A 23,983-nucleotide genomic window follows, 5' to 3' on the forward strand; every position below is an offset into this window, starting at 1 on the left:
TCCGTGGTCGGCAGCGTCAGATGCGTATAAGAGACAGGCTCCGAACTCGGCAACGCGTTCCGCGACGTCGAGATGGAGCAGGAAATCCACAAGATGACGCAGAGCCTCGGCGTCGGGGCGCAGTTCGGCGGCAAGTATTTCTGCCACGACGTTCGCGTCATCCGGCTGCCGCGCCACGGCGCCTCGCTGCCGATCGGCCTCGGCGTGTCATGCTCGGCCGACCGGCAGATGCTCGGCAAGATCACCAAGGACGGCGTTTATCTGGAGGAGCTCGAGCACAATCCGGCGCAGTATCTGCCCGAGGTCGAGCAGGCGCTCGGCGACGAGGTGGTCAAGATCGACCTCAATCAGCCGATGAAGGACATCCTCGCGACGCTGACCAAGTATCCGACCAAGACCCGGCTGTCGCTGACCGGCACCATGATCGTGGCGCGCGACGCCGCCCATGCCAAGCTGCGCGACCGGCTGGAGAAGGGCGAGCCGCTGCCGGATTACTTCAAGAACCACCCGGTATACTACGCCGGCCCGGCCAAGACGCCCGACGGCTACGCCTCCGGCGCGTTCGGCCCGACTACCGCGGGGCGGATGGACTCGTTCGTCGATCAGTTCCAGGCGGCCGGCGGCTCGATGGTGATGGTCGCGAAGGGCAACCGCGCGCCGGCAGTGCGCGAGGCGTGCAAGAAGTACGGCGGCTTCTATCTCGGCTCGATCGGCGGCGCGGCGGCGAACCTCGCCGAGCACTGCATCAAGAAGGTCGAGGTGCTGGAATATCCCGAGCTCGGCATGGAGGCGATCTGGAAGATCGACGTCGTCGACTTCCCGGCCTTCATCATCGTCGACGACAAGGGCAACGACTTCTTCAAAGAACTGAACCTGGGGTGAGCCACCCCGGCCGTGATCTCACTCCTTGACGTCTCGCTTGCGCATTTCACGTTCGATGAAATCGCGCGGCGACGCGGGCGGCTCGCGGTCGTCGGATGCGCCGTCCGGCGGCGTGCGAGTCAGCTTGTCGATCCGTTCGCGCAGGCGATCCGCGCGCGCAATCATTTCGGGAGTAGGTTTGTCGGCCATAGCGGACCTCACGATCTAATTATGACCAATATAGTTTAAGAACTAGCCGCGAAAAGGGCGTTGGACACTGGTCGCCCGGCGCAATCGATGTCAGTCCCCGACCAGAATTCGAGGTGCAGCCCTTCGCTGCGGTGCATCGTCCGGCGACGGTCGAGGCTGCCCGGCCAGTTGGGAAATCTGTTCGCGCCACATTGCCGCCTTGGAATTCGTCGAGCGGCTCACGATCGCCGCGGTCAGCCCCGCCGCGGCTGCCACGGTGCGGCCTTCAGCGATCACCTTGGCGGTCTCCGCCGACGTCAGCCGATCGATTTGGGAACGCAGGCTTCCGCTCTTGGCGTCCAGCTTGCCGATGTCTCGGAACTGTGCGGCGCTGCCGCCGAACCAAGTTTCCTGCCACCAGTGGTTGGTGACCGAGTCGACCCAGGAGAGATAGCCGCCGCGAAGGACCTGCCTGGGTTCGGTGATCGCCCCGGTGAAGGAGTATCGAACGCCAGGCGCCGCCAGCGGATCGAAAAATCTGGGCGTGTAGAAGTCCGACACCAGAATGCTATTACATGTGTATGCGAACTCGGCTGCTTCGGACGGATCGCATACCTCTACTAGGAAGCTTACCCGGCCCTGCCCCTGTTTGGGCGAGTCGCCGGCGATCAGTCGGTCGCCATATGGATCGACCAGCATCTCGAGCGTTTCGTGCGAAGCCGTCAGCGACCAGGTGTCGAGGTCTTGAGACGAACTGATCAGCGCGAAAGGCTGGCGGTCATTGTCGAGATGTATGCCAGCCGCCGGATAGCCGATGTCGTCCTTTACGATCAGCGGCCAGTAGCCCAGCGGGACGTCTTCCAATTTTTCGAACGCGTCGATTGTCGCCGAGACGTTCCAAATCGGCGCGACGTCTCGGCTCGCCTGCTTCTGCAGCGCTGCCGCAACCCGCATCAGATCGCCGCTGCTGGTTAGCTTTGACTCGGAGACAAGCGCCAAATGTTGAATGATCGTATCCATACAGAGCTCCAATCGATTGCTCGACAACGCAGCAGCCAGTCGCCGTCGTGCTCCGACGACGCGAAACGTCCAATCTGCCGAATGACGAAAAACGCAAAGCGGCGCTGACTTCGCCGTTAGTGCCATGACCCAGGTTGTCCGCGGTGAGCTCGCCGAAAAACGGCATCAAATCGTTGGCGGCCGCCGGGCGGAAATAGTTACTAGTCAATATTGTTCTGAAACTACTTATTGAAGTTGATATTAGTTGTCGTATTCGTGTGGATTGTCAACTGAAAACCAAGTTGCGGTGCAACGCTGATCAGCAGGTGGCGCCGCTCGTGCTAGGCAGTGCACGGTGGCCTCCGTGCCGCGCCTTGAGGTGCGAACCTCTCCCCGGAGGCGTTCGCTCTTAGCGCCGGGCGTTGGCCCAATCATGGGGAAGACGGTCGCCGTCGTAAGACGACGACCGTTCAGGAGCACCTCTGAGGCGAGCCGCCTCGGTCGGATGTGGATCGACCCGGACAGAGCCGGAGCCGGTCGGCGCCTTACGCCCGCGCGCCGGTGAACGGGAACGAGCCCATCGGGCCGATGCCCATCTCGCCCGACATGCTGTCGCCGCTCACCTTGCCGGTGTAGCTCAGGGTCAGCGGCATCGGGTTGGTGATCGACAGCTTCCAGGCGATGTCGTCGCCGTTCACGGTGCCGTCGAAAATCTCGCCGGCATCGCCGTCGGCGGATTGCGTGCCGGTGAGCGTGCCGCCGTCGGCCTTCAGCGTCAGGTCGGCCTGCCGCTCGCCCATCGGCGTGCTCATGGTGAGTTTCCAGTTTCCGTCGACTGCCATGTGTTTCTCCCCTTGGTCCGGCCCTCGTCAGTTCGCCGGGCCGCCCCTCTTAGTATGCTGCGGGAGCGACAAACAAGCCCGAAGCTGCGCCGCCGCTGCGGCCAGGGGCCGCGATGCTGCGAACGCGTGAATCTGGCGGTGTCCCGCTCCCTCTGTCGCGCATGCAGATACCTGTGGTGCACTGCACACATCGTGCTATTCTGATGCAACTTTGGAGGACGCCTCGAGGTTCCCACGGTGACGGTGGAGACCCGACATGCGTTTGTCATCTTTGTTTGCCGCGGTTGGTGTCGCGGTGCTGTTGACTGGAGTGATCAGCCCCCCGGCCGCCGCTCAGGTCGAGGTGGTGTCCGAAGCAACTACGACCGGCCTCGACGTTGCGGCGCAGCCTGCGGTTTCGGGGCGGTATCTGCTCAGCGCGACCGTCCGTACCGACTACGGCGCCGGCGTCGCCGACGGCCGGATCGTGTTCTATGACCTCTCGACCAGTACGGTCTTGGGCTGGACCGATGCCGCAACGCCGAGCCTGACGGTGGATGGTCTGGCGCCGGGCCGGCATCTGCTGCGCGCCGACTATGCCGGCAGCGCCAGCCGCCTGCCGCTGATCGTGCTGCCGAGCCAGTCGGCCGAGACCGCACTCGACGTGCTCGCCAAGCCGCGGCTGACCCTGTCGTCGTCCGATCTGGCGCCGACATCAGGCGCGGTGGTGACCTTGACCGCGGCGGTCACCGGCGCGCACGGCCTGCCCACAGGAACAGTCAGTTTTCGTGATGGCGACCGGGTGATTGCCGCGCATGTGCCGCTCAGTCAAACCGGGCTTGCCGCGTTCACCACGTCGGCACTCGACAACGGCATCGGAGGGCTCGTGGCGATCTATGAAGGCGACGGCCGCTATGCGCCGGTCTCGGCGCAGTTCGTGCCAACCGAAGGCAGCGCGATGACGCTGGCTGCGACGCCGCGGATGTAGCGGGAAAAAACGCCGTCAGGATTCGGCAGCGACCGGTGCGGTTGCAGCTGGGGTTGCAACAGCCGCGGCGCGGCGCCGGTGGCGGATCGCCAGCCGGAACACCAGATACTGCCCTGCCACCGCAGCCACCTTGAAGGCCGGCGCGATCACCATGACGTAGAACGTCCAGATCTTGATGTCGCCGGTCATCGCCGCGGCCACCACCCCGGCGCCGAGCAGCAACATCAGCGCGGCCCATCCATAGCCGGCGATCCGCACGTAGTCGGGGATGGTCTCGGCGACGATCGGCGGCACGTAGCGCAGCATCCAGTCGCGGCGCAGCATCAGCAGGCCGACCGCGATGTGGCCGACGCTCGGCTTGATCAGCACGAAGCGGGGGTCATTGGTCAGCAGCGTGGCGCCGCCGAGCACCACCACCAGCGCGACGCTGGCATAGGCCATCAGGTCGAGCCGCTGGCCTTTGAGTTTGGCGTAGATGAACTGCCCGACAGCGCCGAGGACTGCAACGATCGTCGCCAGCGCTACATTGCCGGTCGAGAAATACAGCACCACGAACACGATGGTGGAGAAGAAGTCGCTGCCGATCTTGGCGAACACCGCCTTCATTGCACGTTTCTCCGCTGGTGCGTCGTCAGATTGTGCGTTTCTCGGATAGGGAAGTAAACCGCGCGCATCCAGAGGCAAGGGCGCCGGCTTCGATTTTCGACGGTCGTCGGGCCTGTTTGGAACGGTTACAAAGCCAGGGTGACCGGCCCCCGGAACCGCGATCCGGTGCCCCTGGGCTGGGGAAGGTCCGAGCAATTTCCGCGCAGGCACTGCCCTTTGCGGCGGAATCGTTCTAGAACGGCGCCTTCGTGTCTCCGTCCTTTAGCCGCGTTCGAATCGAAGAACCATGCCGTTGTTGTCGAATGACCATTACCGCGTTGGCCGCTCCAAAACCGGGCTAGGCCTGTTCGCCCTCAAGCCGATCAAGAAGGGCGCCAAGATCATCCGGTATTTCGGGCCGCTGCTCGACGCGCACAACAAGAAGCACGACGGCATTGAGAACAAATACCTGTTCGAGCTGAACAAGCGCTGGACCATCGACGGCTCGGTGCGCAAGAACATCGCCCGCTACATCAATCACGCCTGCAAGCCGAATGCGGAGTCCGACGTCAATCCGCGCAAGAAGCGCGTGATCATCCGCGCCATCAAGAACATCGAGCCCGGCGAAGAGATCAACTACGATTACGGCACCGATTACTTCAAAGCGTATCTGAAGCCGATCGGCTGCAAGTGCGCGTCCTGCGAGAAGAAGCGTAAGAAGAAGGCCGCCGAAGCCAAAGCCGAAAAGGCCAAGCTGAAGCTGAAGGCCGAACGCAAGGCGCAGGCCGAAGCCGACAAGGCCGCCCGCAAGGCCGCGAAGGCGGCCGGCAAGGCGAAGCCGTCGAAGCCGGAGAAGGTCGCCAAGTCGAAGGCCCCCAAAGCGGTGAAGGGGAAAACGACGGCGAAGTCCAAGGGCACCGCCAAGGCAGCGAAGACCAAGGTGGTGACCGCGAAGGCAGCCAAGACCAAAGCGGCGAAGCCGGCGAAGACCACGTCGTCGCGCAAGACGGCTGCTGCGAGCAAATCCAAGGCAGCCTGATTGTAGCCGCAGCCTCTCGTCGCGTCATTGCGAGGAGGCGGAGCCGACGAAGCAATCCAGATCCGTGCAAGAAGCTGGATTGCTTCGCTTCGCTCGCAATGACGGCGGAAGCTTTGGTGCTAACTGGCCAAGGCTGCATCACTCCGCTTCAGCCCGATGAACTGCAGCTCGGCGAAGATACCGACCGCCGTCGCCTGCAGCAGCACGAAAGCTAGGCCGAGCGCATTCGGTGCGACTGCGCCGCTGAGCAGCAGTGCGACGCTCGCGAGCGTCCATAGTGCATTCCCGCCGATCACGAACAGCACCAGTGCCCGTGGCAGCACATTGCGGGTGCCGAGCCAGCCGACCAGGGCGGCGTAACCGATCAGGAACAGTCCGGTCTCCAGCAGCAGCGGCTGCGGCAGGGCGAGCAGGCGCGAGAGTGTGCCGGCCGCCAAGCTCAGCAGCAGCGCCATCGCGCCGCTGACGACAGCGTCGGCCTGCAGGGCGCGGCGGAGCAGCGTCGAGGGGCGGGTCGTCGAGGGATGGGGCATGGAATATCTCCTTCGGTTGCAGCGATGCTCCGAAGGATGCCGGGATGCGTGACGCAATTCGATTACCTGGCAGGTCAGAAACGCTTTACCTCGGAGGTCATGGATGCTGTGCGGTGTGCGTGCTAGCTTTCGCGCATGAACACCAATGTGTCTTCGACCACCGCCGCCGCCGGCGCGCAGCCGGTCCGGGTCGGCGATTACTTGCGGCAGTGGCGGCAGCGCCGCCGGCTCAGTCAGCTCGATCTCGCGCTCGACGCAGAAATCTCGGCGCGGCATTTATCGTTCGTCGAGACGGGACGTGCCTCGCCGTCGCGCGAGGTGGTGCTGCGGCTGGCCGAGCGGCTCGACGTTCCGCTCCGTGAGCGCAACGTGCTGCTGGTCGCGGCGGGCTTCGCACCAGCGTTCCCGCAGCGCTCGCTGGATGACCCGGCGCTCGCCTCGGTGCGGGCTGCGGTCGATCAGGTACTTGCCGCGCACGAGCCGAACCCGGCGTTGGCGGTCGATCGGCACTGGAACCTGGTGTCTGCCAACCGCATGGTCGCGCCGATGCTCGACGGCGTTGCGCCGTCTCTGCTGGCGCCGCCCCTCAACGTGCTGCGGCTGTCGTTCCATCCCGAAGGGCTGGCCGTGCGCACCGCCAATCTCGGCGAATGGTGCGCGCATCTGCTCGAGCGGTTGCATCGGCAGTGCGAGACCAGCGCCGATCCGAAGCTGATCGCGCTGTACGAAGAACTGAAGACCTATCCGGTGCCGGCGCGCGCCGCGCCGATCGCCGCGGATGCGGTCGCGGTGCCGTTTCGCCTGCAGCTCGGCGACGAGGTGCTGAGCTTCATTTCCACCACCATGGTGTTTGGCACCCCGATCGACGTCACCCTGTCGGAAATCGCGATCGAGACGTTCTTTCCGGCCGACGCGATCACGGGGACGCGATTGCGCGAGCTCGCCGGGCGCCTCTGATCCGTCTTGTCCGGCGTTGCCTGCGCCCCATCTGTGTGGGACTGTGCGGGCAACGACAACGAGGAGGCGCCGATGAGCACGCTGAAGCCGCTAACGATCGACGTGGTGTCCGATGTGGTCTGCCCCTGGTGTTACATCGGCAAGAAGCGGATCGAGCAGGCGATCGCGCTGGCGCCGGAGGTGCCGGTCGAGCTGACCTTTCGGCCATTCTTCCTCAATCCCTGGGTGCCCCGCGAGGGCATCAGCCGTGACGAGTATCTGACCAAGAAGTTCGGCTCGCCCGAGCGCTACAAGGAAATCGCCGGCCGCATCGCCGAGACCGCTGCGCAGGAGGGGCTCGACTATCTTCCCGAGCGCGTGCAGCGTCAGCCGAATACGATCGACTGCCATCGCCTGATCCATTGGGCGAGCGCGGTCGGCCACGGGCCGGCGATGAAGCAGCGGCTGATGGAATTGTACTTCCGCGACGGTGGTGATCTCACCGATCCTGAGGTGTTGGTGCAGGCGGCGGCCGAATGCGGCCTCGATGCCGCCGACATCCGCGCCCGGCTCGCCACCGATCAGGACGTCGAGGAAGTCTCGGCGCAGGCGCAGGAAGCCGCCGACAAGGGAATCTCCGGTGTGCCGACTTACGTGTTCATGCACCAATACGCAGTGTCCGGCGCGCAGGAACCGGCGCTGATCGCCCGTGCTATCCGTAAGCTGTCGGCGGAGCTGAATGCCGAGGCGGCGGAATAATCAGCGCTTCAACAGTCGCTTGGCGAAGTGCCGCAGCCGGTCGCGCGCCGACAGCGTAGCAACGATCGGCGCGAACAGCGGATCGCGTTTGCGCAGCGGCAACACCAGGTCGCCGACCGCGAACCGGCCGCGCCAGATCGGGTCGATCATCGGATGCTGGGCGCTGGCAGTGGAGTCGGCAAAGCGGATGTCCGGATCGGCGCAGAGATGCCGGGTCAGTGCCAGTGTCAGCAGCACGCCGGGCGAACAGCGGGCGAAGCTCTCGTCGATGCCGAGCTTGAAGAAATAGGCGCGGTCGGCGTGGCGCAGCACGATGCCGGCTGCGATCGGCGTTGTACCGGCAGACAGGGTGATCACCTCGCATTGGCCGCGCCCCGCCAGTGCGATCGCGGCGCTGCGCAGACGGGACGCCAGCTCCGGCTGCCGCTTCAGCGAACTGCCGCGGCGGCCCTTCCAGCCGCTGTCCTCGAGGTCGAGAAATACATCGAAGCCTCGCGCCACCTCGTCCGGGGCGCGCGCAACGTCGAAGCGCACCTCGCCATGGTCGCCGAGGCGGCGTTCGAGCCGCCGCAGTTCCTTCAGCTTTCGGCTGCCGAGCCCGTCGCGCAGCAATGCCTCGGCATCGCCGGTGGCGTCGAGACTGGCGCGGGTCCAACCGCGGAGCAGGCGCAGGGCAAGGCCGGACGCCGCGAGCGCGCGGCGCAAAGCACTGACCGCCTCGCCGTCGCGTGCGACGTCGCGCAGCACCAGCGCGCGGGCGCCGGATGCACGCGCATGGCTCAGCAATTTGGCAGCGGCCTCGTCTACGGCATTCGTGTCGAGTAGCGGCGTGTCGAGCGAGCGAAACGGATCGGCGGACACCAGCGCCGGCAGCGGCAGGCGGAACGCGCGCCAGCACGAGATAACGGGCAGCAGACCAATCAGGCGGCCGGCGGCGTCGTGGGCCGCCAGGGCTTGCGGAGCGCCGTCGCCTGCGCCGCCATTGGCGGCTCCGACCCATTCCGGCAGGTAGTAACCGTTCGGCTCGACCACCCGTTCGGCGAGATCGCGCCACGCCGGCTGGTCGATTGCGGCAACGTCTGGAAGCTTATCTGGCATTGCGGATCCCATTGCCGATCTTGCGCGGTGGTGAATCAAGGACGAGGCTGGAAATGTGTCGGCCAAGGGTATGGATCCTGCGCGTTGAGGCGCGCCTGGGCGATCGCAGGCCGGCACGCGGACGCCGAATCTAGCCGCGTGCCCCTCAACGCCCGCTTGGTTCTGCGGTGCAATCTGCCGACAATGTTAACCGCGGCTTTCCAGGCGGGTTGCACGGTGGACGAAGGGCCACAGCAGCGACGCTGAACCCAAAGCCGGGCGCGTGCGACCAAAAGCCGACATCGGTCAGGCAGGGGAGACGCCATGCGACGCGCGATGACGAGAACCGCTGCGCTCGCCGCGACGATGCTGTTCGGCGCCGGAATCGGAGGTGCGTCGGCGGAAAGCCGGGTCGCGCTGGTGATCGGACAGGCGGCCTATCGGGCGGTGCCGGCGCTGCCCAATCCGGTGAACGACGCAAAGGCGATCGGCGCGATGCTGGGCGACGCCGGCTTCGAGGTGACCGAGGCTGCGGATCTGAGCCAGAACGAGCTGCGCGCCAAGGTCGGCGACTTTGCCGCGACGGTGGCGGCGAAGGGGCCGGACACCGTGGCGCTGCTGTTCTATGCCGGCCACGGCATCCAGGTCGACGGCGAGAACTACCTGATCCCGGTCGACATCGATCCCAAGCGCGAGGCCGACATCCCGTTGCAGGCAGTGCGGCTCAACGACGTGCTCAATACGCTCGGCTCGGTGCCGAGCAGAACCCGGATCATCATGCTCGACGCTTGCCGCAACAATCCCTTCCCCCGCATCAACAAGACCACAGGGCAGGGGCTGGCGCTGGTCGATACCAAGTCCGGCGCGCCGGGCACGCTGCTGTCGTATTCGACCTCGCCGGGCGCCGAGGCGGAGGACGGCGGCGGCACCAATAGTCCCTACACAGCCGCGCTGCTGAAGGCCGGGCGCGAGAGCGGGCTGAAGATCGAAGATACGCTCAAGCGGGTGCGGCTCGCAGTCAATCAGGCGACCGAGGGGCGGCAAACACCGTGGGAAAGTTCGTCGCTGGTCGACGACTTTCATTTTTTCGCCGCCGCGGCGACGCCTCCGCCCGCGCCGGGCGACAATCCGGCGCCGAGGCCGCGCACGGTCGAGGAATGGCGCAGCTTCCTCAAGGGCAAGCCAGTGGATCAGGCCAATGCGCTGATCGTCTCCGACGGCTCGGCCGACGCCTATGAGGCGTTCGTTGGGCTGTATGCCGAGCCACCGTTCGCACCTGACGCCAAGCGCTGGCTCGACCGCCACCGCCGGATGCAAGCGTGGAACCGGGCGGTGCTGGCCAACACCGGGTCGGCCTACACCACGTTCCTGGCCGAATATCCCGACAGCGATCTCACGGTGACCGCCCGCAAGCTCGCCGACCGACTCCGTAACCGCCCCGACAATGCGGTGGTGGTGCCGGCCGCGCTGGCGACGCCGGTGGTCGCCGCCGTGGCGCCGACCTGCCCGTGCGGGCCGGCCACGCCGCTGCTGCAGCAGAAGGTCGAGCCCAAGAAAACCGACGGGAAGAAGACCAAGTCCCGCGCTGAGCGTGACGATCCGCCCAAGCGTGGCAAGAAGGCTTCGCGCACCCGGGTCTATGTCGAGGACGAGGAGGACGACGTCGTGGTGCGGCGGCCGCCTATCTACGATGCGCCGTCCGGCCCGGTGATCCAGTTCGGCGGCGGTTTCCGCGGCGGCTATGGCGGTCCCAGCCGGGGCGGGGACAATTACAGCCCGAGTCGCGGCCGGTACTGAAGCGCGGTCTGCAAAAATCGCGAGGCTGGCTCGGGAAAACCACAAAGAGCCGGCTCCCGCGCGCTTACAGCATCGCGAACGCGCTCGACACCATCGCCACCGGCTTGCGGTCGGTGGCGCCGAGCAGCGTGACCCGGCCGAAGCTCATGGTGCGGCCGAGCCGGACCAGCCGGGCGTCGGCTATCACGTCGGTCGAGGCGACCGCTTTGAGGAAGTGCGTGGTCTGATCGACCGTGGTCATCGGCCGGAAGCCACGGTTGCCGGCACAGATCGCGAACACCATCGCGGTGTCGGCCAGCGCCATCAGCGCCTGGCCGCAGACCACCCCGCCGCTCCGGCAAAGCCGTTCGGAAAACGCCATCCGCAGGATCGCGCCCGGCTGCCAGTCGGCCGGGGCCCCGACCGGCGGGGCGAGCTCGAGCGCCTCGATCGACAGCCCGAGGTCCAGCACCCAGGGCGCGAACGCCTCCTGCAGCATCCGCCGCGCTTCCTGAAGGCCGAACTCCGCCGCTGGCTGTTCCGTCATGCGTCTCTCCCCACGTCGTCGTTTATCCGCCTGTTTCGCGACGTTTCGCGGCATCCCACCCGATTCGGCACGGCTTGAAAACGACACCGTCGATCCCTTAAGTTCGCCGGCATCCGAAAGGGGACACAATGGTCAGACGAGTTGCGTTGGTGGTCGGCCTGGTGGTGACGGCGATCGTGGTGAGCGGTTGCACCAAATGTGGTCCGATCTGGGAAGACTGGCAGTCGCCGAAATCCTGCCGGTCGGATCATCTGTAGCGCGGAAGCCGCTGAAGCGGGCGCTGCGCGAAAGGGAGTTTGCGATGAAGATTCTGTACGGCGTTGCCGTTCTGGCCCTGCTGGCCGGACCGGCCTTTGCCCAGGGCGAAGGTCCGCACGTCAATCTGGTGCCGGAGATCCAGCACAAGACCCCGGAAGAACGGGCCCAGGACGCGATCCGGCAGAAGGCCTATCAGGAGTCGCTGCGCAAGATTCCGGATGCTCAGGCGCCGAACGATCCCTGGGGCAGCGTCCGCGCGACGGAAGCCGGCCAGCCCAAGGCCAAGCGCAAGGCCCATCAGGCCAATTAAGCTCGTCCGAAGACCACTCCCCGGGTGATCGGCAGGTGGTCAAAACGGCACAGATTTTTTCTGCGATTTGAGGATGATGCGCGGCGGAGCTCCGGCGTGCGCAAGCAGTTGCGCGCCGAATCCGACTGACACAATCGTTTTCGTTCGTAGGATATCATGTGACGTCGCGCGAGGTGCCGTTCGATCCAAAGGTCTTCCTTCGCAGTGCAGGCACGGGACGCACCGTTCTGCAGTTTCGCGCCAGCCAGACCATCTTCATGCAGGACGAAGCCGCCGACTGCGTGCTGTATATCCAGCAGGGCCGCATCAAACTGTCGGTGATGTCCGAACAGGGCAAAGGCGCGGTGGTCGCCATTCTGCAGCCTGGACAGTTTTTCGGTGAGAACGGCCTGCTCGGCCATCGGCGCCGTGCGACGGCGATCGCGCTGGAAGATTGCACCGTCACCAGCATCACCAATGCGATGATGATGACGACACTGCAGCGTGAACCGGCAATGTGCGAGCTGTTCACGCGTTATCTGGTCGCGCGCAATTCCCGGGTCGAGGACGATCTGATCGATCAGTTGTTCAACAACAGCGAGAAACGCCTGGCCCGACTATTGCTGCTGCTGGCCGACGCGGTCGAAGCGTCGCGCCCGGTGCCGATCGAGATCAGCCAGGAGACCCTGGCAGAGATGATCGGGACGACGCGCTCGCGCGTCAGCTACTTCATGAACAAGTTCCGCAAGGCCGGCTTCATCGACTACAACGGCCGGATCGAGGTGCATCCGACCCTACGCAATGCGGTGTTGCCCAGCAGGCCCCGCACCGTCGCGAGTGACCGCGACCCGGAGTGATGCGAATCCGTATGATCGGGGCGGGTTGCAATCCGGACGAGGAGTTGCGCGACTTTGCCTGGATCGCGTCGTGAACCCGCAGCATGAATCAGCGGTAGAGAGGTCAGGTTCGATTGAATCTGCAAAGCCGGGCTCGCGCGTCCAGCTCATGCCTTCTTTTCGCCGAGCAGATTCCCGGTGCGGCGGTTGACGAAGTGCATCTGCGAGCAGGCCGGGCAGTGCAGCAACTCGAAGCTGGCTTGCGCCGGACTCTCGGGATCGTCTGCGAGCCAAGTCTGGACCTTCATCCCGGTCCGGGGACACTGATACAGGACATGCGCCATAGGGACGGCCGGTTTCGCCTTTAGTTCTAGAGAACGACTTGAAGGCCCCGCCCGTCTGCGCGATTGATATAGATCAACTTGTGTATGATTATACCGTTAAATTGCCCCTGAAACACACGCAAGTGTAATCAATGTAACCTTGCCGGTGCTGGAGCACAGGCGTCCACCGCGGAACGGCCAAGCCTCTGATCCGGAAACGCAAAAGGCCGCCGGCGTGAACGCCGCGCGGCCTGTACTGTATTGATCGGTCTGAGCCGTTGTTACTTGCGGGCGCAGCTCACGTCGATACGCACCGAGCTGGCGCCGCAGCGTGCGGTCATGATGCCGTTCTCGACCGAGATGTTGTCGCTGAAGCGCGCCGACCCGTTGCCGATGCACAGCGCCGACACCAGGGTCTCGCCGGCATCGCAAGCAGTCGGGCAGCCATTGGCCGAGCAGCTCGTCGAGGACAATGTGCGGATACTGGAGGCCGAAGCGCCGTCTTTGCCGGCAGGGCCGGGCGGGCCGGCCGGACCCGCCGGACCCGCCGGCCCCTGCGGACCAGGTTCGCCTTGCGGCCCGCGGGCCCCCTCGTCACAGCCTGCCAGCGCGAGGGCGGCACCCGCCAGCACGATCAATGCGCCCATCCGAAATCCGTGCAGTGTGGCCTGCCGCATCGCTTGCTCCCTGTCGGTTCGGCCGGATGCGTTCGGCAACGCGGCCAATGATCTGTCAGACGACCATCGACCCGGCCGCCGCTCCCGTCGGAATCCTAGAGCATCCGGATTTGAAACGGAACCTGACCGGATCGAGACGAGGGAGCAGCCGCCGCGCAGGCCGCCCAAGCTGTCGGTCTTCCAGATTCCGTCTTCCGGCTCCGCTCCCCGGGCGTCCTGCCTCAGGTTCGGTTCTGAAAAGCCGGGGGAGAAAAAACAAGGAGCCCCGAACGAGGCCGTGTTCGGGGCTCCGGTCAGCGTCGAAACTCCCCACCTCTAGAAAGCTCGGCAATGACGCCGCTAAGCTAGCGGCGCGGATTTCGGATTGCCTATGCGTGAGATCAAATACCGTCGCCGTCCTCAACCGCCGACGCTAGTGCGCGGACTACGCTCGGTAAGCTGAGCAATCAGTTGTTTCAGCACCCGGCGGCGGTCCTCGTCATGGGTCTCCGACAGCAGACGTCGATAAAGTTTCAGGTTCTCGTCGCGGACGAATGTCTCCAAGACGCTCTCCTGTCGATTGATCTGGCGGGGCTCAGCGGCGATCGCAACGCCGTCTCCCCCGTTGCTCGTCACCACTGCAACTGGATAGCGACTTCAGGTTAATGCGCGTCAAAGTTCATGTCGACCCAAAAGACCGTTCAAAGGTTGCAAGAAATATCCGGTCGTTGTCCGTAAAGATGCGGACGATGCAGGCGACTTCGACCTGCCGCGCCGCCTCATCCGAAGGAATGGATGGTGAGGGCAGCGCGCTGCGGTAAAGGAGGCGTGCGGTCATTGCACGGGACATTGGAAGATGAGCTTTTGGTATGTGGTCGACGCCGTCGCGGTCGGAATTATCCTGCCTTGGATCGTCGCGACCTATCGGCTGCTCGAGGCCTTCAAGCGCGGCACCGGCGCCGGCCTGACCAAATGGGCGATCTATGCGGCGATCTGCGTGCCGGCGATGCTGCTGGTGATGTGGGGCATTCAGAACCTGCGCTGAGAGCGGCCGGCGTCCGAACGCATCCCGGAGTTTGACCGGAAATTTGGTCAATGAAATCTGGCAGTCTGGGCTCGGTCCCGTTATGGCTCAGCCTGTTGCGGGCTGGGCTGAACTCATACCTGCGTTCAATTTAGAAAAGAACATATTGCGAACGAGGAACAAACAGGGTACATTGATTTTGCCGGCTGAGACCGGAGCCTGTTTGTCCGCTTGGCGAATCCGTCCATAAGGAGCACGTTGATGGCTGCCCCCACTGCATTGCGTATCGTCGAAGGTTCTTCCATGGACAAATCCAAGGCGCTGTCCGCGGCGCTGTCTCAGATCGAGCGCCAGTTCGGCAAGGGCTCGGTGATGAAGCTCGGCAAGAACGATCGCTCGATGGATATCGAAACGATATCGTCGGGCTCGCTCGGGCTCGATATCGCGCTCGGCGTCGGCGGTCTGCCGAAGGGGCGGATCGTCGAGATCTACGGGCCGGAATCCTCCGGCAAGACCACCCTGGCGCTGCATTGCGTGGCGGAAGCGCAGAAGAAGGGCGGCATCTGTGCCTTCGTCGACGCCGAACACGCGCTCGACCCGGTCTATGCCCGCAAGCTCGGCGTCAATGTCGACGACCTTTTGATCTCACAGCCCGATCACGGCGAGCAGGCGCTGGAAATCGCCGACACGCTGGTGCGCTCGGGTGCGATCGACGTGCTGATCGTCGACTCGGTGGCGGCGCTGGTGCCGCGCGCCGAACTCGAAGGTGAAATGGGCGACGCGCTGCCCGGCCTGCAGGCTCGTCTGATGAGTCAGGCACTGCGCAAGCTGACCGCCTCGATCAACAAGTCCAACACCATGGTGATCTTCATCAACCAGATCCGGATGAAGATCGGCGTGATGTACGGCTCGCCGGAGACCACCACCGGCGGCAACGCGCTGAAGTTCTACGCCTCGGTCCGGCTCGACATCCGCCGCATCGGCCAGATCAAGGAGCGTGACGAGGTGGTCGGCAACCAGACCCGCGTCAAGGTGGTGAAGAACAAGCTGGCGCCGCCGTTCAAGCAGGTCGAGTTCGACATCATGTACGGCGAGGGCGTGTCCAAGATGGGCGAAATCCTCGACCTCGGCGTCAAGGCCGGGATCGTCGAGAAGTCCGGCGCTTGGTTCTCGCACGACAGCCAGCGGCTCGGTCAGGGCCGCGAGAACGCCAAAGCGTTTCTCAAGGCCAATCCGGACATGACCGCCAAGATCGAGGCGGCGATCCGGCAGAACTCGGGGCTGATCGCCGAGCAGATCCTCGCCGGCTCGCCGGAGCGCGACGCCGACGGCGAGGAGCCGGTCGAGGATTAATCGATGACGGATGCGGCCGGCTCATCCCGGCCGCCTCATTTTGGATCGGTGCGCGTTGGCGCCGCCGCAGGCCAACGCGTTTCAAGGCGGCGAGTGTTGCGTCCCTGGTGCTGGGACAGGCAGCGCTCGCCGCATCCGTTTGGGACGGCTTGATCGCTGTTCGGGACCGAAGATGCCGTGCTGAAGCGCTGTTCTTAACCAGACGCCTTGCACGGGCTTGAACCTCCTGCGTGGCCGTAGCCGCTCCGGCGCGGCGAAAGCCCGCGCATCCATCGCACAAGCTGCGCGCTGAATCGAGGCAAGTTGCGAAGAGGAGGGATCGCCGGGGCGAGCCCGGCGATGACGTCTTCAGTATGGCCCGGCCGCCATCCCAAGACTGATCCTACTACTCCGCCGCCCGGGCGTAGTCGGCGGCCAGCGCATAGTCTTCGACCGGCGGACACGAGCAGATCAGGTTGCGGTCGCCGTAGACGTTGTCGACGCGGCCGACCGGGCTCCAGTATTTGTCGGTGCGGGAGTTCGGCGCCGGGAAGCAGCCCTCGGTGCGCGGATAGGGCCGCGTCCACTCCACGCTGGTGACGTCGTGCGCGGTGTGTGGGGCGTGGCGCAGCGGCGACTGCTCGATCTTGTAGCGGCCGTCCTCGACCTGTGCGATCTCGCGGCGGATCGCGATCATCGCGTCGCAGAACCGGTCGATCTCGGCCTTCGATTCCGACTCGGTCGGCTCGATCATCAGCGTGCCCGGCACCGGGAAGCTCATGGTCGGGGCGTGGAAGCCGTAGTCGATCAGTCGCTTGGCGATGTCGTCGACGGTGACGCCGGTGGTCGTCTTCAGCGGCCGCGGATCGATGATGCACTCGTGTGCGACCCGGCCGCGCTGGTTGCGATACAGCACCGGGAAATGCGGCTGCAGCCTTGCTGCGATGTAGTTGGCATTGAGGATCGCGATTTCGGTGGCGCGCTTCAGGCCGGCCGCCCCCATCATCAGGATGTAGATGTAGGAGATCGTCAGGATCGAGGCCGAGCCCCACGGCGCCGCCGACACCGTGCCGCCGCCATGCAGGCCGCCGTTAAGCGGCTCACCTTCGGCCGGATGGCCCGGCAGGAAGGGAGCGAGATGCGCCTTGACGCCGATCGGCCCCATGCCGGGACCGCCGCCGCCGTGCGGAATGCAGAAGGTCTTGTGCAGATTGAGATGGCTGACATCGGCGCCGTAGCTGCCGGGCCGGGCGAGGCCGACCTGGGCATTGAGATTGGCGCCGTCGAGATAGACCTGACCGCCATAGGCATGGACGATGTCGCAGATCTCACGGATGTGTTCCTCGAACACGCCATGGGTCGACGGATAGGTGATCATCATCGCGGCCAGATTGGCGGAATGCCCTTCCGCCTTGGCGCGCAGATCAGCGACGTCGACGTCGCCATGGGCGTCGCAGCCGACCACAACCACATCCATGCCGGCCATCGCGGCGGAGGCCGGGTTGGTGCCGTGCGCCGACGATGGGATCAGGCAGACTTTGCGGTGGGGTTCGCCGCGCGACAGATGATAGCCGCGGATCGCCAGCAGTCCGGCATATTCGCCCTGGGCGCCGGAGTTCGGCTGCAGCGACACCGCGTCATAGCCGGTGATCTCGGCGAGCCAGGTTTCCAGCCTGGCGAACAGGGTGTGATAGCCGGCGGCCTGCGCTTTCGGCACGAACGGATGCAGGCTGCCGAATTCGGGCCAGGTCAGCGGCATCATTTCGGTGGTGGCGTTCAGCTTCATGGTGCAGGAGCCGAGCGGAATCATCGCGCGGTCGAGCGCAAGGTCGCGGTCGGACAGCTTGCGCATGTAGCGCAGCAGTTCGGTTTCAGAGCGATAATCCTGGAATGACGGCTGGGTCAGATAATCGCTGGTCCGCCTCAGCGCCGCCGGAAGCGCGGTACCGAGCGCGTCGCCTGCCTCCTGTTCGATCGCTGCGTAGGCGAGCGATCCGCCGAACGCACGCCAAAGCGCCTCGACGACGGCCAGCGTGGTGGTCTCGTCGAGCGAGATCCCGAGCGAAGACGCATTGATCCGCAGGTTGATCTTCTCGGCCTCCGCGCGCGCCACGATGGCGTCGCGGCGATCGCCGACTTCGATGGTCAGCGTATCGAAGTACGTGCCGTGGGTCGGTGCAAAGCCGAGTTGCCGCAGGCCGGCGGCCAGCACCGCGGTGCGGCGGTGCACGCGTCGCGCGATCGCCGCAAGCCCGTCGGGCCCGTGATACACCGCGTACATCGCATTGATCACAGCCAGCAGCACCTGCGCGGTGCAGATATTTGAGGTCGCCTTCTCGCGGCGAATGTGCTGTTCGCGGGTCTGCAGCGCCAGCCGATAGGCCGGCTGGCCGTGACTGTCGATCGACAGCCCGACGATGCGTCCGGGCAGGCTGCGCTTGAGGCTGTCGCGCACCGCCATATAGCCGGCGTGCGGCCCGCCATAACCCATCGGTACGCCGAACCGCTGCGCCGAGCCGATCGCGATGTCGGCACCGAGTTCGCCCGGCGGCGTGATCAGCGTCAGGGCGAGCAGGTCGGCGGCGACCACCGCCAGCGCGCCCTTCTGGCGCAGTGCCGCGATCACCGCGCGCGGATCGCGCAAGGCGCCCGACGAGCCGGGATATTGCAGCAAGGCGCCGAACACGTCGGCGCCTTCCAGCTCGGTCTCCGGATTGCCGACGATGATCCGCCAGCCGAGCGGCTCGGCGCGGGTGCGAAGCACCGCGATGGTCTGCGGATGGGTATCGGCATCGACGAAGAAAGCCTTGGCGCTCTTTGCCGCGGCGCGCTCTGCGAGCGCCATCGCCTCGGCCGCCGCGGTGCCTTCATCGAGCAATGAGGCGTTGGCGACGTCGAGCCCGGTGAGGTCGCAGATCATGGTCTGGAAGTTGAACAACGCTTCCAGCCGGCCCTGGCTGATCTCCGGCTGATACGGCGTATAGGCCGTGTACCAAGCGGGATTCTCCAGAATATTGCGCTGGATCACGGTCGGCAGGATGGTGCCGTAATAGCCTTGGCCGATCAGCGAGGTGAACACTTGGTTCTGTGCGCCGAGTTCGGCCATATGCGCCAGCGCCTCGCTCTCGGTCAGAGGCGCGCCGAGATTCAGCGGCTCGCGATGCCGGATCGCGAACGGCAGCGTCTCGGCGACGAGCTGCTCAAGGCTGCCGGCGCCGGCGGTCGCCAGCATCGCCGCAGTGTCTTGAGGTGACGGCCCGATATGCCGACGCACGAAATCGTTGGCGGCGTCGATCGGTCGGCGATGCGGCATGCTCTGGTCCTCGTCAAATGCAACGGCCCGCAAAGGCAGGTTGCTCGGAAATCTCAGGCGTCTAAATCTCAGCGTCGTCATCGCGAGGAGCGAAGCGACGAAGCAATCCAGAGACACAGTGCGCTGGAATTGGATTGCTTCGCTTGGCCCGCAACGACGAATTCAGGCGAATGGACGGTCCGTCAGGCCGTGTGGGCCTTGTAGGCCGCTTCGTCCATCAGGCCTTCGAGTTCGGCTTTGTCGGCGATCTTCAGTTTGAAGAACCACGCAGCGCCGCCGGCGTCGGAATTCACCAGGCCGGGCTCGGTGCCGAGCGTCTCGTTGATCTCGAGCACTTCGCCTGTGATCGGCGCATAGACGTCGGAGGCGGCCTTGACCGATTCCACCACCGCGGCGGCTTCAGCCTTCTTCACGGCGCGGCCGACTTTCGGCAGCTCGACAAACACGACGTCGCCGAGCTGTTCCTGGGCGTAGTCGGTGATGCCGATCGTGGCGACGTCGCCCTCGATCTTCAGCCATTCATGATCGGGGGTGTAGAGCGTGGTCATGACAAGTCCTCAGCGCTTGTAAGTGTTCGGAACGAACGGCATGGCCGCGACGCGCAGCGGCAGGCGCTGGCCGCGTACTTCGGCAAAAACGACGGTGTCGCGCACAGCCAGCGCCGCCGGCAGGTAGCCCATCGCCACCGGCGCATTCAGGCTCGGCCCGAAGCCGCCGGAGGTGACGGCGCCGATCGGCTCGGCCGAGTCGGCGCTTGTGAACAGCGAAGCATTCTCGCGCACCGGGGCGCGCCCTTCGGGCCGCAGGCCGACGCGCAGCCGCGTGGTGCCGCCATCGAGCTGGCTGAGAATCGCCGAGGCGCCGGGGAAGCCGCCGGGACGGGCGCCGCCGCTGCGGCGGCTCTTCTGGATCGACCAGCTCAGCGCGGCTTCGACCGGCGTCGTGGTGGTGTCGATGTCGTGGCCATACAGGCAGAGCCCCGCTTCCAGCCGCAGGCTGTCGCGCGCCCCGAGCCCGATCGGCAGCACGTCCGGGTTGTCGAGCAGCGCGGTTGCGAGCTTTTCAGCGCCGTCGGCCGGCACCGAGATCTCGAAGCCATCCTCGCCGGTGTAACCGGAGCGGGACACGATGCAAGGCAGGCCCTCGAGGGTGAGCTCGGCCACATCCATGAACTTCATCGTGGTGACGTCTGCACAGAATTTCGCCAACGCGGCTTCGGCCTTCGGGCCCTGCAGCGCGATCAGCGCCCGATCGGTCAGCGCAGTGATGTCGCAGGTGTCCGACAGATGTGCGCGGAGGTGCGCCTCGTCCTCGGCCTTGCAGGCGGCGTTGACCACCAGAAACAGCCGGTTGCCGAGATTGGTGACCATCAGGTCGTCGAGAATCCCGCCGGATTCATTGGTGAACTGCGCGTAGCGCTGGCGCCCGGGCGGAAGCGCCACGATGTCCTGCGGGATCAGCGCTTCGAGCGCGCGGGCGGCGTCCTCGAGCTTGCCGGACTTCGCCCGCAGTTCGACCTGTCCCATATGCGAGACGTCGAACAGGCCGGCTGCGCTGCGCGTGTGAAGATGCTCTTTCAGCACGCCAGGGGTGTATTGCACCGGCATGTCGTAGCCGGCGAAGGGCACCATCTTGCCGCCGCGTGACAAATGCAGCGCATAGAGAGGCGTGCGTTTCAAGGATTGGGTGTCGTCACCCGCCAGCATATCCAGGCTCCCAAGGTTCCCGAGACCGATTTCTCGTCACCATCCGAGCCCCATCTGTCGCTGTGCCTGAGAGCATTATCCCGTCGGCGGACCCGCCCCGGCATCGCCGGCAGGGTCACTTTCCAGATGTCAGTCGGCCGCGCGGTCCGTTTGCCTGAGAGTTTCCGGGGCGGTTGCTCCTTCGGCGCCGGCCCCCTTCACTGAAGGAATGGGCCGATCTCTCCCGACGCGACTTAGTCTTAGGTAGGTAGGACACAAACACGGCTTCAACAAGGCTGTCAACGCGGCTCGGCGAGCTATCAACGGGTCTTCGTAAACGCCCGCGGGGCGGGGCTCCCCGGCTGGCGAACAACTGGATCCATGCCCACTTTCTAGACAGCGCGCGCCCTCGCGTCTAAAAGGCATGACACCGGAAGAGGTGGGTTCGGCGGGCGTTTCGCGGGCATTCCGGGTGATTGGACGAACATGAGCGGCGTTAACGAAATTCGGTCTACGTTTCTGAACTACTTCGCCAAGAACGGCCACGAAATCGTATCGTCGTCGCCGCTGGTGCCGCGCAACGACCCGACCTTGATGTTCACCAATGCCGGCATGGTGCAGTTCAAGAACGTGTTCACCGGGCTGGAGAAGCGCTCCTATCAGCGCGCCACCACCTCGCAGAAATGCGTGCGTGCCGGCGGCAAGCACAACGACCTCGACAATGTCGGCTACACCGCCCGCCATCTCACCTTCTTCGAAATGCTCGGTAACTTCTCGTTCGGCGATTACTTCAAGGAACGCGCGATCGAGTTGGCCTGGGAGCTGATCACCAAGGATTTCGGGCTCAAGAAGGACAAGCTGCTGGTCACCGTCTATCACACCGACGACGAGGCGGCCGGCTATTGGAAGAAGATCGCCGGCTTCTCCGACGACCGCATCATCCGTATTCCGACCAGCGACAACTTCTGGGCGATGGGCGACACCGGTCCGTGCGGTCCGTGCTCGGAAATCTTCATCGATCGCGGCGAGCACATCTTCGGCGGCCCGCCCGGCTCGCCGGACGAGGATGGCGACCGATTCCTGGAATTCTGGAATCTGGTGTTCATGCAATACGACCAGGTGACGAAGGACGAGCGCGTGGATCTGCCGCGGCCGTCGATCGACACCGGCATGGGCCTGGAGCGGATGGCGTCCATCCTCCAGGGCGTCGACAGCGTGTTCGACACCGACCTGTTCCGCAGCCTGATCGACGCGACCTCGTCGGCGCTCGGCCGTGGCCCGACCGAGCAGGACGCCGCCTCGTTCCGCGTCATCGCCGATCACCTCCGCTCGTCGTCGTTCCTGATCGCCGACGGCGTGCTGCCGTCGAACGAAGGCCGCGGCTACGTGCTGCGCCGGATCATGCGCCGCGCGATGCGTCACGCTCAGTTGCTCGGCGCCAGCGAGCCGCTGATGTGGCGCTTGGTGTGGGCGCTGGTGCGCGAGATGGGCCAAGCCTATCCGGAGCTGGTGCGCGCCGAGGCAATGATCGAAGAGACGATGCGGCTGGAAGAGACCCGCTTCCGCAAGACGCTCGATCGCGGCCTTGCGATCCTCGACGAGAAGAGCGCCGGCCTGAACAAGGGCGACATGTTCGACGGCGAGACCGCGTTCACGCTGTATGACACCTACGGCTTCCCGCTCGACCTGACCCAGGACGCGCTGCGCAACCGCGGTATCAATGTCGACATCGCTTCCTTCACCGACGCGATGGATCGTCAGCGCGCCAAGGCGCGTGCGTCGTGGGCGGGCTCCGGCGAGGCGGCGACCGAGGCGGTGTGGTTCTCGCTGCGTGAGAAGTTCGGCGCCACCGAATTCCTCGGCTACGACACCGAGACTGCCGAGGGCGTGGTCACCGCGCTGGTCAAGGATGGCGCCGAGGTCGACGCGTTGCAGGCCGGCGACGCGGCTGCGATCGTGACGAACCAGACGCCGTTCTATGCGGAGTCCGGCGGTCAGGTCGGCGACACCGGCGTGCTCAGCGCCGAAGGCGTTCGCTTCGTCGTGACCGACACGATGAAGAAGGCCGGCGATCTGTTCGTGCATTTCGGCACGCTCGAGCGGGGCAGCATCAAGCTCGGCGACGCGCTGGCGCTCGACGTCGATCACGCCCGCCGCTCGGCGATCCGCGCCAATCACTCGGCGACGCATCTGCTGCACGAGGCGCTGCGCCAGGTGCTCGGCGATCACATTGCGCAGAAGGGCTCGATGGTCGCGCCCGACCGTCTGCGCTTCGACTTCGTACATCAGAAGCCGATCACCCAGGACGAGCTGCGCAAGGTCGAGGACATCGCCAACGACATCGTGCTGGAGAACGACGAGGTCGTGACCCGGCTGATGGCGGTCGACGACGCGCGCGAGGCCGGCGCTCGTGCGCTGTTCGGCGAGAAATACGGCGACGAGGTTCGCGTGGTGTCGATGGGCAAGGCGGCGCGGGAGCATGGGAGCAACGCGCTCGGCTGGTCGGTCGAACTGTGCGGCGGCACGCACGTCAAGCGCACCGGCGATATCGGCCTGGTGTCGATCACCGCCGAGAGCGCGGTTGCGGCCGGCGTCCGCCGCATCGAGGCGCTGACCGGGCGCGCGGCGCGGCACAACGCCAATGCGGCGATCACCACCGCGAAGCTCGCGGCCTCCGAACTGCGGACCACGCTGGACGACATGCCGGCGCGTATCACCGCACTGATGGACGAGCGCAAGAAGCTCGAGCGCGAACTCTCCGAGGCGCGCAAGAAGCTGGCGATGGGCGGCAGCGCCGCCGGCGACGGTGCCGCCTCCGACGTCCGTGACATCGGCGGCATCAAGCTGATGGCGCGCGCGGTCGAAGGCATCGAGATCAAGGACCTCAAGGGCCTGGTCGATCAGGGCAAGAAGCAGATCGGCTCCGGCGTGATCGCGCTGGTGGCGACCAGCGAAGACGGCAAGGGCTCGATCGTGGTCGGCGTTACGCCCGACCTGGTGTCGCGGTTCTCGGCGGTCGATCTGGTCCGCAAGGCGTCCGAAGTGCTCGGCGGTAAGGGTGGCGGCGGCAAGCCCGACATGGCCCAGGCAGGCGGTCCCGACGGCTCCAAGGCCGGCGCCGCGCTGGAAGCAATCGCGGCCGCCATCGGCGGCTGAG

The 23,983-nt window shown here is 65.3% G+C and carries 24 protein-coding genes, 1 pseudogene and 1 riboswitch; of the genes and pseudogenes, 12 read left to right on the top strand and 13 right to left on the bottom strand.

The window, feature by feature from the left end:
- Window positions 1–36: 36 nt before the first annotated feature.
- Window positions 37–882 (top strand): annotated as a pseudogene (locus DY468_RS15470) (FumA C-terminus/TtdB family hydratase beta subunit); the annotation flags it as partial.
- A gap of 18 nt (window positions 883–900) precedes the next feature.
- On the opposite strand, the gene DY468_RS15475 reads toward DY468_RS15470, so the two are convergent.
- From DY468_RS15475 to DY468_RS15485, 3 genes are all read right to left on the bottom strand, one after another.
- On the bottom strand, window positions 901–1,071 hold the full coding sequence (locus DY468_RS15475; RefSeq protein WP_164605697.1) for a hypothetical protein: 171 nt from the start codon (window positions 1,069–1,071) through the stop codon (window positions 901–903).
- Window positions 1,072–1,161: 90 nt separating this feature from the next.
- The gene (locus DY468_RS15480; protein WP_205512396.1) at window positions 1,162–2,070 is read right to left on the bottom strand and encodes a hypothetical protein; all 909 of its coding nucleotides are present in this window, start codon (window positions 2,068–2,070) and stop codon (window positions 1,162–1,164) included.
- A 524-nt stretch (window positions 2,071–2,594) separates the two neighbouring features.
- Entirely contained in the window at window positions 2,595–2,891 is a 297-nt protein-coding gene (locus DY468_RS15485) for a hypothetical protein (protein ID WP_164605698.1), read from the bottom strand.
- A gap of 256 nt (window positions 2,892–3,147) precedes the next feature.
- Here DY468_RS15485 and DY468_RS15490 point away from each other — a divergent pair, with 256 nt between their 5' ends.
- Entirely contained in the window at window positions 3,148–3,858 is a 711-nt protein-coding gene (locus tag DY468_RS15490) for an Ig-like domain-containing protein (RefSeq protein ID WP_164605699.1), read from the top strand.
- 15 nt (window positions 3,859–3,873) lie between these two features.
- On the opposite strand, the gene DY468_RS15495 is transcribed toward DY468_RS15490, so the two are convergent.
- Window positions 3,874–4,464, bottom strand: coding sequence for an inner membrane-spanning protein YciB (locus DY468_RS15495; protein ID WP_164605700.1), 591 nt, complete (start codon window positions 4,462–4,464; stop codon window positions 3,874–3,876).
- Window positions 4,465–4,750: 286 nt separating this feature from the next.
- Here DY468_RS15495 and DY468_RS15500 point away from each other — a divergent pair, with 286 nt between their 5' ends.
- Complete coding sequence (locus DY468_RS15500; RefSeq protein WP_164605701.1) at window positions 4,751–5,482, top strand: SET domain-containing protein; 732 nt, start codon at window positions 4,751–4,753, stop codon at window positions 5,480–5,482.
- Between the two features lie 119 nt (window positions 5,483–5,601).
- On the opposite strand, the gene DY468_RS15505 is transcribed toward DY468_RS15500, so the two are convergent.
- Window positions 5,602–6,015: a hypothetical protein gene (locus tag DY468_RS15505; protein ID WP_164605702.1), complete on the bottom strand. Its 414-nt coding sequence runs from the start codon at window positions 6,013–6,015 to the stop codon at window positions 5,602–5,604.
- Window positions 6,016–6,150: 135 nt separating this feature from the next.
- On the opposite strand from DY468_RS15505, the gene DY468_RS15510 reads away from it, so the two are divergent.
- Together DY468_RS15510 and DY468_RS15515 are read left to right on the top strand one after the other, a co-directional pair.
- Window positions 6,151–6,972, top strand: coding sequence for a helix-turn-helix domain-containing protein (locus DY468_RS15510; protein ID WP_164605703.1), 822 nt, complete (start codon window positions 6,151–6,153; stop codon window positions 6,970–6,972).
- 72 nt (window positions 6,973–7,044) lie between these two features.
- Entirely contained in the window at window positions 7,045–7,710 is a 666-nt protein-coding gene (locus tag DY468_RS15515) for a DsbA family oxidoreductase (RefSeq protein WP_164605704.1), read from the top strand.
- Here the strand turns inward: DY468_RS15515 and DY468_RS15520 are convergent, their stop codons facing one another.
- Complete coding sequence (locus tag DY468_RS15520; RefSeq protein ID WP_164605705.1) at window positions 7,711–8,874, bottom strand: GNAT family N-acetyltransferase; 1,164 nt, start codon at window positions 8,872–8,874, stop codon at window positions 7,711–7,713.
- Window positions 8,875–9,111: 237 nt separating this feature from the next.
- Between DY468_RS15520 and DY468_RS15525 the strand changes: the two genes are divergently transcribed.
- Window positions 9,112–10,584: a caspase family protein gene (locus DY468_RS15525; RefSeq protein WP_164605706.1), complete on the top strand. Its 1,473-nt coding sequence runs from the start codon at window positions 9,112–9,114 to the stop codon at window positions 10,582–10,584.
- A 64-nt stretch (window positions 10,585–10,648) separates the two neighbouring features.
- Here the strand turns inward: DY468_RS15525 and DY468_RS15530 are convergent, their stop codons facing one another.
- Window positions 10,649–11,110 carry a PaaI family thioesterase gene (locus DY468_RS15530; protein ID WP_164605707.1) on the bottom strand — a complete coding sequence of 154 codons (462 nt, stop codon included), beginning with the start codon at window positions 11,108–11,110 and terminating at the stop codon, window positions 10,649–10,651.
- A gap of 128 nt (window positions 11,111–11,238) precedes the next feature.
- On the opposite strand from DY468_RS15530, the gene DY468_RS15535 reads away from it, so the two are divergent.
- The 3 genes from DY468_RS15535 (at window position 11,239) to DY468_RS15545 (ending at window position 12,514) form a co-directional block, all read left to right on the top strand.
- Window positions 11,239–11,367 carry a peptidylprolyl isomerase gene (locus tag DY468_RS15535; RefSeq protein WP_110788582.1) on the top strand — a complete coding sequence of 43 codons (129 nt, stop codon included), beginning with the start codon at window positions 11,239–11,241 and terminating at the stop codon, window positions 11,365–11,367.
- Between the two features lie 44 nt (window positions 11,368–11,411).
- A complete protein-coding gene (locus DY468_RS15540) occupies window positions 11,412–11,678 on the top strand; it encodes a hypothetical protein (protein ID WP_164605708.1) in 267 nt (88 codons plus the stop codon).
- Between the two features lie 158 nt (window positions 11,679–11,836).
- Window positions 11,837–12,514 carry a Crp/Fnr family transcriptional regulator gene (locus tag DY468_RS15545; RefSeq protein ID WP_164605709.1) on the top strand — a complete coding sequence of 226 codons (678 nt, stop codon included), beginning with the start codon at window positions 11,837–11,839 and terminating at the stop codon, window positions 12,512–12,514.
- A gap of 146 nt (window positions 12,515–12,660) precedes the next feature.
- On the opposite strand, the gene DY468_RS15550 is transcribed toward DY468_RS15545, so the two are convergent.
- From DY468_RS15550 to DY468_RS24640, 3 genes are all read right to left on the bottom strand, one after another.
- Window positions 12,661–12,801, bottom strand: a complete 141-nt coding sequence (locus DY468_RS15550) for a hypothetical protein (protein WP_164605696.1) — start codon at window positions 12,799–12,801, stop codon at window positions 12,661–12,663.
- A 296-nt stretch (window positions 12,802–13,097) separates the two neighbouring features.
- The gene (locus DY468_RS15555; protein WP_164605710.1) at window positions 13,098–13,493 is read right to left on the bottom strand and encodes a hypothetical protein; all 396 of its coding nucleotides are present in this window, start codon (window positions 13,491–13,493) and stop codon (window positions 13,098–13,100) included.
- A gap of 399 nt (window positions 13,494–13,892) precedes the next feature.
- Window positions 13,893–14,036 (bottom strand): ferritin family protein, encoded by a 144-nt coding sequence (locus tag DY468_RS24640; RefSeq protein ID WP_205512398.1) that lies wholly within the window; start codon window positions 14,034–14,036, stop codon window positions 13,893–13,895.
- Between the two features lie 292 nt (window positions 14,037–14,328).
- Here DY468_RS24640 and DY468_RS15565 point away from each other — a divergent pair, with 292 nt between their 5' ends.
- The gene (locus DY468_RS15565) at window positions 14,329–14,517 is read left to right on the top strand and encodes a hypothetical protein (protein WP_164605712.1); all 189 of its coding nucleotides are present in this window, start codon (window positions 14,329–14,331) and stop codon (window positions 14,515–14,517) included.
- A gap of 240 nt (window positions 14,518–14,757) precedes the next feature.
- On the top strand, window positions 14,758–15,849 hold the full coding sequence (recA, locus tag DY468_RS15570) for a recombinase RecA (RefSeq protein ID WP_164605713.1): 1,092 nt from the start codon (window positions 14,758–14,760) through the stop codon (window positions 15,847–15,849).
- A 385-nt stretch (window positions 15,850–16,234) separates the two neighbouring features.
- Here the strand turns inward: recA and gcvP are convergent, their stop codons facing one another.
- The 3 genes from gcvP to gcvT form a co-directional block, all read right to left on the bottom strand.
- Window positions 16,235–19,141, bottom strand: a complete 2,907-nt coding sequence (gene gcvP, locus DY468_RS15575; RefSeq protein ID WP_164605714.1) for an aminomethyl-transferring glycine dehydrogenase — start codon at window positions 19,139–19,141, stop codon at window positions 16,235–16,237.
- A 182-nt stretch (window positions 19,142–19,323) separates the two neighbouring features.
- Window positions 19,324–19,689, bottom strand: a complete 366-nt coding sequence (gcvH, locus tag DY468_RS15580; RefSeq protein WP_164605715.1) for a glycine cleavage system protein GcvH — start codon at window positions 19,687–19,689, stop codon at window positions 19,324–19,326.
- A gap of 9 nt (window positions 19,690–19,698) precedes the next feature.
- Window positions 19,699–20,847 carry a glycine cleavage system aminomethyltransferase GcvT gene (gene gcvT, locus DY468_RS15585; RefSeq protein WP_164605716.1) on the bottom strand — a complete coding sequence of 383 codons (1,149 nt, stop codon included), beginning with the start codon at window positions 20,845–20,847 and terminating at the stop codon, window positions 19,699–19,701.
- A gap of 132 nt (window positions 20,848–20,979) precedes the next feature.
- A riboswitch (glycine riboswitch) is annotated at window positions 20,980–21,084 on the bottom strand.
- A gap of 228 nt (window positions 21,085–21,312) precedes the next feature.
- Here gcvT and alaS point away from each other — a divergent pair.
- Window positions 21,313–23,982 (top strand): alanine--tRNA ligase, encoded by a 2,670-nt coding sequence (gene alaS, locus DY468_RS15590; RefSeq protein ID WP_164605717.1) that lies wholly within the window; start codon window positions 21,313–21,315, stop codon window positions 23,980–23,982.
- The last annotated feature ends 1 nt before the right edge of the window (window position 23,983 follow it).

This window comes from Rhodopseudomonas sp. BR0M22, from assembly GCF_010907035.1.
GTDB lineage: Bacteria > Pseudomonadota > Alphaproteobacteria > Rhizobiales > Xanthobacteraceae > Rhodopseudomonas.